This window comes from Kitasatospora sp. NPDC029312 (genome assembly GCF_055569215.1).
Genome location: NZ_JBVHXY010000046.1, coordinates 46,028 through 54,769, shown reverse-complemented (window position 1 = coordinate 54,769; position 8,742 = coordinate 46,028). Strand labels below are relative to the sequence as shown.

4 protein-coding genes, 2 tRNA genes and 1 pseudogene are annotated in these 8,742 nt (G+C 74.3%); 4 read left to right on the top strand and 3 right to left on the bottom strand.

The window, feature by feature from the left end:
- Positions 1–23 precede the first annotated feature (23 nt).
- Positions 24–95, top strand: a tRNA-Val gene (locus ACZ4WV_RS29330).
- 41 nt (positions 96–136) lie between these two features.
- A tRNA-Val gene (locus ACZ4WV_RS29325) sits at positions 137–208 on the top strand.
- 265 nt (positions 209–473) lie between these two features.
- On the opposite strand, the gene ACZ4WV_RS29320 is transcribed toward ACZ4WV_RS29325, so the two are convergent.
- The gene (locus tag ACZ4WV_RS29320) at positions 474–671 is read right to left on the bottom strand and encodes a hypothetical protein (protein ID WP_465751645.1); all 198 of its coding nucleotides are present in this window, start codon (positions 669–671) and stop codon (positions 474–476) included.
- A gap of 403 nt (positions 672–1,074) precedes the next feature.
- On the opposite strand from ACZ4WV_RS29320, the pseudogene ACZ4WV_RS29315 reads away from it, so the two are divergent.
- Positions 1,075–2,325: pseudogene (locus ACZ4WV_RS29315) on the top strand (serine/threonine-protein kinase); the annotation flags it as partial.
- 1,383 nt (positions 2,326–3,708) lie between these two features.
- Here ACZ4WV_RS29315 and ACZ4WV_RS29310 read toward each other — a convergent pair.
- Positions 3,709–4,518 (bottom strand): TrmH family RNA methyltransferase, encoded by an 810-nt coding sequence (locus ACZ4WV_RS29310; RefSeq protein ID WP_465751644.1) that lies wholly within the window; start codon positions 4,516–4,518, stop codon positions 3,709–3,711.
- 89 nt (positions 4,519–4,607) lie between these two features.
- Between ACZ4WV_RS29310 and ACZ4WV_RS29305 the strand changes: the two genes are divergently transcribed.
- A complete protein-coding gene (locus ACZ4WV_RS29305; RefSeq protein WP_465751643.1) occupies positions 4,608–7,349 on the top strand; it encodes a SpoIIE family protein phosphatase in 2,742 nt (913 codons plus the stop codon).
- Positions 7,350–7,394: 45 nt separating this feature from the next.
- Here ACZ4WV_RS29305 and cobA read toward each other — a convergent pair whose 3' ends face one another.
- Positions 7,395–8,642 (bottom strand): uroporphyrinogen-III C-methyltransferase, encoded by a 1,248-nt coding sequence (gene cobA / locus ACZ4WV_RS29300; RefSeq protein WP_465751642.1) that lies wholly within the window; start codon positions 8,640–8,642, stop codon positions 7,395–7,397.
- Positions 8,643–8,742 lie beyond the last annotated feature (100 nt).

Genomic DNA, 8,742 nt, shown 5'->3' with positions numbered 1-8,742 from the left:
CTGCTGCAGGACCGCCTCACCAGGCGCGATTAGCTCAGCGGGAGAGCACTACCTTGACACGGTAGGGGTCACTGGTTCAATCCCAGTATCGCGCACGCCGGGCCCTCCGGGGTCTGCTGCAGGACCGCCTCACCAGGCGCGATTAGCTCAGCGGGAGAGCACTACCTTGACACGGTAGGGGTCACTGGTTCAATCCCAGTATCGCGCACAGTAACGGCCGGGGCCGCGAACCGTAGGGTTCGCGGCCCCGGCCGTTTTCGTCGTTCCGGTCCGGTGTCGTTCCGGTCCGGCGGTGAAGAAGGAGAAGAGCCGCGTACGGTCGCCCTCACCGACGTCCGTACGCGGCGTCTCCTCCTGCCGGGGTGCTCTGCGCACCGCTCCTCGCCCGTCCGCGTGTCATCACGGCCGCGGCCTCCCCGGCGGCACTGCTCCCCGTCCCCGGGGGACCAGTGCCCGTTTCTGGTGTTCCTCCCTCAGCGGCCGATCAGGTCGGCCACGGTTTCCGCCTGGCTGACCATCTGGTCCCACCCCCCGAACAGCAGTACCAGGAGCACCGCGCACGGCAGCGCGATGGCCAGCGCGACGGCGGGGTGCCGGGTGGGCTGCTCGGCGGACTGGGGCTGGATGAAGGCCGGCCGCCGCCGGCGGGAAGTTCCCGTCTGCATCGCCATGGCCCTGCTCCTGATCCGGTCGAGTTGGCGCGGTGAACGGCTTACCTCGGGGGACGAGCTCCCCGTCCACCGCTGGGCACAACGCTATTGGTCGGGGGCCTCGCGGACGTCATGCCGTCGTACTGTTCCTCGGGCATTCCCGAGGATGAGCCTCCGACTCAAGGCGTACTACCGCAGGGGGAGAGAGGCGTTTCCCCGCCCCGGGGGAACCCTGAGGGGTAACCCCGAGAAACGATTCGGCACTCCTGTGACCTGCAGCTCAGCTCACGATCCGACAATCGCACGGTGGCTTGAGGCGTTGCGTATCAGCACACCGCAGCGGCCAGTCCGTAAGCTGTGCCGGACAGGAACTGACGATGCCCCAACCGACGGGGCCTCACCCACGGGCTGACGGGGAACGGACATGGCGATGATGCGGCTGAGGCGTGAGGACCCCCGCATCGTCGGGCCGTACCGCCTGCACCGGCGGCTCGGCGCCGGCGGCATGGGAGTGGTCTACCTCGGCTCCGACCGCCGCGGGCAGCGCGTCGCACTCAAGCTGATCCGCGCCGAACTCGCCGAGGACCTGGAGTTCCGCACCCGCTTCGCGCGCGAGATCGCCGCCGCCTCCCGGATCCGCGGCGGCTGCACCGCCCGGGTCGTCGGTTCGGACATCGAGGCCGACCGCCCCTGGCTCGCCACCGCGTACGTGCCCGGGCCCTCCCTCTACAAGCGGGTCGGCGACGAGGGGCCGCTCAGCTGGCCCGAGGCCGCCCGGATCGGGGCGGCGCTCGCCGACGGGCTGGTCAAGGTGCACGAGGCCGGGGTCGTCCACCGGGACCTCAAGCCCTCCAACATCCTGCTCTCCCCCCGCGGGCCGCGGATCATCGACTTCGGCATCGCCTGGTCCCGCGGCGCCAGCACCCTCACCCACGTCGGCACGGCCGTCGGCTCCCCCGGCTTCCTCGCCCCCGAGCAGGTGCGCGGCGCGGCCGTCACCCCGGCCACGGACGTCTTCGCCTTCGGGGCGACGCTCGCGTACGCGCTCACCGGGGACACGCCGTTCGGGTCGGGAGCGTCCTCTGAGGTGATGCTCTACCGGGTCGTCCACGAGGAGCCCGACCTGTCGGCCGTCCCGCCGCCGCTCGCACCGCTGATCCGGGCCTGCCTGGCCAAGGAGCCCGCCGAGCGGCCGGGCGCGGCCGCGCTGCACGAGCGGCTCAGCGAGCTGGCCGCCCGCGGTGCGGCCGCGGCGGAGGCGGAGGCCGGTGGCGGCGGACGCCCTCGGCGGGGCGCTCCGGCGGCGCCGGCCGCTCCCCCGCAGGGTGCGCAGGGCCCGTACGGGCCGTACGGCTCCCACGCTGCGCACGGCGCGCACGCCATGCCGGAGGATGTCCGGCAGGGTGTCCCGGTGCCGGGCCGTCAGCCCGAGGCCGCCGCACCTTCGAGAGCCAGGGCCGCGGCCGCCGGCCACCCCGGCGGGCAGGCGGCGGGGACCCCGCCGCGACGCCCGGCCGCTCCCGCCCAGCGGCCCGAGGCCACCCCGGTGACCCGGCCGCTGCGGGAGCGACCGCAGACTCCACCGCCCGGTCGCCCCCGGCCCCGGGACCGGCAGTACACCCCCGCTCCCGGTGGGCGGCCCGGCACGGCGCGACAGCGGCTGCTGCGGCAGCGGCTGGTCGTCTTCGTCACCGTCACCATCGGCGTGGCGCTGGCCATCGCGGCGGCGCAGGGCTGCGAGAACCGGAGCAACCAAGGAGCGCGGCCGCTGGTCGGGCAGACCGCGACGACGGGCACCAGTGGCCACGGCGGTGAACTGGCCGTGCCGGGGACCTCCGTGGACGTCGCACCGCAGACCTCGGCGACGCCGCTCCCTGCGGCGGCCCGGGGCGGTGCGGGGGACAGCGGGCTGGCGCCCGCGCAGGGGCCGGGCCCGGTGGTGGACTGGCCCAACCGCAGCTACCCCGACGGGATCGGCGGGGCCTCCGTCGCACTGAAGAACGGGCACTCCGTCGGTGGCGGACCGCAGGTCTCGCTGAGCGCGGTGCTGCCGGCCCGGTACAAAGGGCAGCCGGCCACGGTGATCGTGCTGCGGCGGGCGGACGGCTCGGCGCCGGTCGACCTCGTCCAGCTCTACACCTTCACGGGGGACAACCCCGTCGTCACCACCTCCCGCACGTCGACGGCCGACCCGCAGGCCACGGCCACCTGGCGCCTGGACGGCAACGCGGTCGTCCGCGAGGAACGCGCGGCCGCCACCGGCTCGATCACCTCCACCCGCTACACCGTCCGCGCCGACGGCACCCTCGACGAATCCTGGCCCGGCGCCGGCCCCACGACCCCACCCCCGGCAGCCGCCCCACCACCTCCCACCTCCCCGGCGGGCTGAGGCACAGAAAGTCGGCCCGGCCGACTTCCCGCGCACGGCGCCGGCAGCAGCGCGCAGCAGGACACCGGCTCAGCTGCAACCCCGCGCCAAGAAGCCAGGCAGCCGGACTTCCTGTGCAGCCCCATCCCTATCCGCCCCGGAATGCCGAAACGCGGCGGCGGAACGAAGGCAGCAAAGTCGGCCCGGCCGACTTTCCGTGCGCAGCGTCAGGGCCAAACCCACGGTAGTAGTGGCTCGCACATGGGTCCGAGTGCGGCATAGAAGAGAACCGGCTTCCCAAGTCTTCGGCCGCCCGAGAAGTCGGGTGGGCCGACTTCCTACGCGGGCGGCGACCATGCGCGACCGGCCGATGAAGCTGCTGGGGGGGCGCGTGGCCCAGAGGCGCACGCGTAGGAGGTCGGCTCGGCCGACTTTCCGTGCGGCGGCGCCGGGCCCGCGCCGGGGTGGGTGAAGGGGGTCGGCTTCTGGCGCGGGGGCGCAGGGTTGGTGGGGCCGACTTCCGGCGCGGCGGTGGGCTGAGCTGGCTCGAGTGGCCGAGGGGTGCTGGCGTAGGAAGGCGGCTCGGCCGGTTTTTCGGGGCGGGTGTCGGGGGCTGCTTGGTTGGGAGGCAGGGTGGGGCAACCGGAGCTGTCTGCCGCTGGGCGGTGGCTCGATGGTGTGCGGGCGGGCTCAGGTGGGGGTGGTGACGGCGTAGAAGGCGACGGCTGCGGCGGCGCCCACGTTGAGGGAGTCGATGCCGTGCGACATGGGGATGCGGACGGGGTGGTGGGCGGCGGCGATGGCTTGGGGGGTGAGGCCGTCGCCTTCGGCGCCGAGGAGGAGGGCGGTCTTGGGGAGGGTGTGGGGGGCGAGGGTGGCGAGGTCGACGGCGGTGTCGGCGGGGGTGAGGGCGAGGAGGGTGAAGCCGGCCTCGCGGACGGTGGTGAGGGCGGTCGGCCACGGGTCGAGGCGGGCGTACGGGACGGCGAAGACGGCGCCCATGGAGACCTTGACGGCGCGGCGGTACAGCGGGTCGGCGCAGTCGGGTGAGAGGAGGACGGCGTCCATGCCGAGGGCGGCGGCGCTGCGGAAGATGGCGCCGAGGTTGGTGTGGTCGACCAGGCCTTCGAGAACGGCGACCCGGCGGGCCCCGGTGAGCAGGTCGGCGGCGTCGGGGAGCGGCTTGCGCTCCATCGAGGCGAGCGCGCCGCGGTGGACGTGGTAGCCGGTGACGGCTTCGGCGAGCGCGGGCTCGACCACGTGGACGGGGGCGTCGGCCTCGGCGATGACGTCGGCCATGACGTCCAGCCACTTGGCGGTGAGCAGCATCGACCGCATCCGGTAGCCGGCCGTGAGGGCGCGGCGGATGACCTTCTCCCCCTCGGCGATGAACAGGCCCTCGGCGGGTTCGCGGCGGCGGCGCAGTTCGACGTCGGTGAGGCCGGTGTAGTCGGCGAGGCGGGGGTCGGCCGGGTCGGTGATGGTGCGGGGTTCGGACACCCTGCGATCTTGCCAAGCCGGGACGGGGAAGGCCAAACGGCCGAGGGCACGGGGTGGTAGCGGGCTACTCGGAGTGCAAATATGACCGTATGGCCCGAAACCCGGGCCGATCCTGGGCTCCGTCGGCCTCTGGTGCCACCGGCGACGCCGGCTCCTCCGGTGGGCGCCCACATGGTCGGCAAGAGCTTCCGCGCGCGAAGCGGTCGGGACCGGTACGGCACCGGTCGGTGGCCGGACAGGTGTTCGCGCTGCAGGTCCTGATCGTGCTGCTGCTGGTGGTGGCGGCCGTGGCGGCGCTGGTGGTGCAGTCGCACAACGACGCCGACCGCGAGGCCCGCAACCGCTCGGTGGCGGTCGCCCAGTCCTTCGCGAACTCTCCGGGCATGGTGGACGCGCTGCGCTCCCCCGATCCCACCGCGATCCTGCAGCCGAAGGCGCAGTCCGCGCGGATCTCCTCGGGCGTGGACTTCATCGTGGTGCTGAACAACCAGGGCATCCGCTACACCCACCCCAACCCGGACCGGATCGGCAAGAAGTTCGTCGGCACCTATGAGCCGGCGCTGCACGGCCAGGTGGTGACCCAGCACCTCAGCGGCACCCTCGGGCCGCTCGTCCAGGCGGTCGTCCCGGTGTACGCGCCGGACGGCTCGGTGGTGGGGCTGGTCTCGGCGGGCGTGACCCTGAGCCACGTCTCCACGGCGAGCGAGCGCCAGTTGCCGGTGGTGCTGGGCTCGGCGGCCGGCGCGATCGGCTTGGCCACGCTGGGCACGGCGCTGATCAGCCGGCGGCTGCGGCGGCAGACGCACGGGCTGGGCCCGGCCGAGATGACCCGGATGTACGAGCACCACGCGGCCGTGCTGCACGCGGTGCGCGAGGGCGTCATGATCGTCGGCGGGGACGGGCAGTTGCTGCTCTGCAACGACGAGGCGCGCCGGCTGCTGGACCTGCCGCCGGACGCCGAGGGCCGCCCCGTCACCGAGCTCGGCCTCGAGCCGGCCCCGCTGGAGCTGCTGACCGCCAACCGCCGGGTGACCGACGAGGTGGTGCTGGCCGGGGAGCGGCTGCTCGCCGTGAACGTACGGCTGACCGACCAGGCGGGCGGCCCGCCCGGCTGCGTCGCCACGCTCCGCGACTCCACCGAGCTGCTGGCGCTCACCGGCCGGGCCGAAGGCGCGCAGCGGCGGCTGCGGCTGCTGTACGACGCCGGCGTGACGGTGGGCAGTTCGCTGGACGTGACCCGGACCGCGGAGGAGTTGGCGCAGGTCTCGGTGCCACGGTTCGCGGACTTCGTCACGGTGGACCTCGGCGAGCAGGTGCACCTCGGTGAGGAGCCGCCGCCGGGCGTCTCGCTGGGCCGGATGCGGCGGGCGGCGGTCGCCGGGATCAGTACCGATGCGCCGTTCTATCCGGTGGGCACCGTCCTGGACGTCGTGCCCGCCACCCCGCTGGCCGGGGCGCTGCACAGCGGGGCGCCCGGCCTGGAACCGCGGCTGGCCGAGGCGCACGGCTGGCGGGGGCAGGATCCGGAGCGCTCGGAACAGGTGCTGGAGTACGGCGTGCACTCGCTGGTGCGGGTGCCGCTGCGGGCGCGCGGGGTGCTGCTGGGGGTGGCCCGGTTCTGGCGGTCGGGGCGGTCTGATCCGTTCGAGCCGGAGGACCTGGTGCTGGCCGAGGAGTTGGTGGCGCATGCGGCGGTGTGCATCGACAACGCCCGCCGCTACACCCGTGAGCACGCGATGGCGGTGACGCTGCAGCACAGCCTGCTGCCGCGCAGCCTGCCGCCGCAGAACGCGCTGGAGGTGGCGCACCGTTACCTGCCGGCGCAGGCCGGGGTGGGCGGGGACTGGTTCGACGTGATCCCGCTGCCGGGCACACGGGTGGCGCTGGTGGTCGGCGATGTGGTGGGCCACGGGCTGCACGCGGCGGCGACGATGGGGCGTCTGCGCACCGCGATCCACAACTTCTCGACCCTGGACCTGCCGCCGGACGAGTTGCTGGGGCACCTGGACGAGTTGGTGAACCGGATCGACCAGGACGAGGCGGCGTTCAGCGAGAGTTCGGGGTTGGCCGGGGCGACCTGCCTGTACGCGATCTACGACCCGGTCGTCCGGCGGTGCACGCTGGCCAGCGCCGGGCACCCGCCGCCGGCCGTGGTGGACCCGCAGGGGAACGTGGTGTTCCCCGAGCTGCCGACCGGGCCGCCGCTGGGGCTGGCGGTGCTGCCCTTCGAGACCGTCGAGCTGGAGCTCGCCGAGGGCAGCCGGCTGGTGCTGTACACCGACGGGCTGGTGGAGGACCGCCAGCGGGACATCGACGAGGGGCTGGCGCAGTTGCGGGCGGCGCTCGAAGGGCCGCCGCGCACGGCCGAGCAGACCTGTGCGGACGTGCTCGGGGCGATGCTGCCGGTGCACCCGCAGGACGACATCGCGCTGCTGGTGGCGCAGACCAGGGTGCTGGCGCCGGACCAGGTCGCCGAGTGGGACGTGCCCGCCGATCCGGCGGCGGTGCGGACGGTCCGGGCGCAGGTGGCGGTACGGCTGTCGGAATGGGGGCTGGACGAGGCCGCGTTCGTCACCGAGCTGATCCTGAGCGAGCTGGTGACCAACGCGATCCGGTACGGCTCCGCGCCGATCAGGGTGCGGCTACTGCGCGACCGGACGCTGATCTGCGAGGTGTCGGACGGCAGCAGCACCTCGCCGCACCTGCGGTACGCGGCGACCGAGGACGAGGGCGGGCGCGGGCTGTTCCTGGTGGCGCAGTTCGCGGAGCGGTGGGGGACGCGCTACACCGCGACCGGGAAGGTCATCTGGACGGAACAGCCGCTGGAGTAGGAAGTCGGACCGGCCGACTTCCCACTCCGCAGTGCCGGGCCGGCGTCAGGCCCGGAAAGCGGCGGCGAGGACGTTCACCACGTCGCCGACGACGATCACCGCCGGAGGCTTGACCCCCTCGGCCTCGACCACCGCGGCGACGGTGCCCAGGGTGGCGTCCACCCGGCGCTGGGCGGCGGTGGTGCCCTCCTGGACGACGGCGACCGGGGTGTCGGCCGGGCGGCCGTGCGCGACCAGCGTGGCCGCGATCGCGCCGATCTTGTCCACGGCCATCAGCAGCACCAGGGTGCCGCTCATCCCAGCGACGGCCTGCCAGTTGGTGACCGAACGCGGGTCGTCCGGGCCGACGTGGCCGGAGATCACGGTGAACTCCTGGGTCAGCCCGCGGTGGGTGACCGGGATGCCCGCCGTCTCCGGCACGCTGATCGAGCTGGAGATCCCGGGCACCACGGTCACCGGGACGCCCGCCTCGGCGCAGGCCAGCAGCTCTTCGCCGCCTCGGCCGAAGACGTACGGGTCGCCGCCCTTGAGCCGGACCACGAACTTGCCGGCCCGGGCGTGATCGATCAGCGCCCGGTTGATCGCCTCCTGGGCCATCTGCCGGCCGTACGGGATCTTCGACGCGTCGATCACCTCGACGTGCTCCGGCAGCTCGGCCAGCAGCTCGCGCGGGGCCAGGCGGTCGGCGACCACCACGTCGGCGTCCGCGAGCAGTCGGCGGCCGCGCACGGTGATCAGGTCCGGGTCCCCGGGGCCGCCGCCGACCAGGGCGACGCCGGCGCCGTGCGAGCGGTACTGGCGGGAGGCCAGCGAGCCGTCCCGCAGGCCGCCGACGATGGCGTCGCGCAGGGCCGCGGAGTGGCGCGGGTCGCCGGTCAGGACGGCGACGGTCGCGCCCGCGTCGCGGCCACTGGCCGGCGTCCAGGCGGACGCGGCCGAGGCGTCGTCGCTGCGTGAGCAGAACACCCGCTCGCGCTCGGCCTCGGCGCTGACCGCCGTGTTGACCGCCGGGTCGTCGGTGGCCACCAGGACGTACCAGGCGCCGGCCAGGTCACCGTCCCGGTACGGGCGGGCGTGCCAGGTCAGCTCGCCCGCGTCGGCCATCGCCTGGACGGCCGGGGTGGTGGCCGGGGATATCAGGTGCAGCTCGGCGCCGGAGGCGATCAGCGCGGGCAGCCGCCGCTGCGCGACCTGGCCGCCACCGACCACCACGACGCGACGGCCGGCCAGCAGCAGACCGACCGGGTACGGGGTACGGCCCTCGGTGCTGGGGTGCGGGGTGGGCGCGGTCATCGGCGGTGCTCCTGATCGGGGTGAGGGTGGGGGGACGGTACGGCGGTACGCCGCTCCGCGGGCCGGCGCGCCCTCGGGCCGGTCCGCGGAGGTGTCGACG

Coding starts and splice junctions, on each gene's coding strand:
- ACZ4WV_RS29305 (WP_465751643.1), top strand. CDS start 4,608: ATGGCCCGAAACCCGGGCCGATCCTGGGCTCCGTCGGCCTCTGGTGCC.
- ACZ4WV_RS29320 (WP_465751645.1), bottom strand. CDS start 671: ATGGCGATGCAGACGGGAACTTCCCGCCGGCGGCGGCCGGCCTTCATC.
- cobA (WP_465751642.1), bottom strand. CDS start 8,642: ATGACCGCGCCCACCCCGCACCCCAGCACCGAGGGCCGTACCCCGTAC.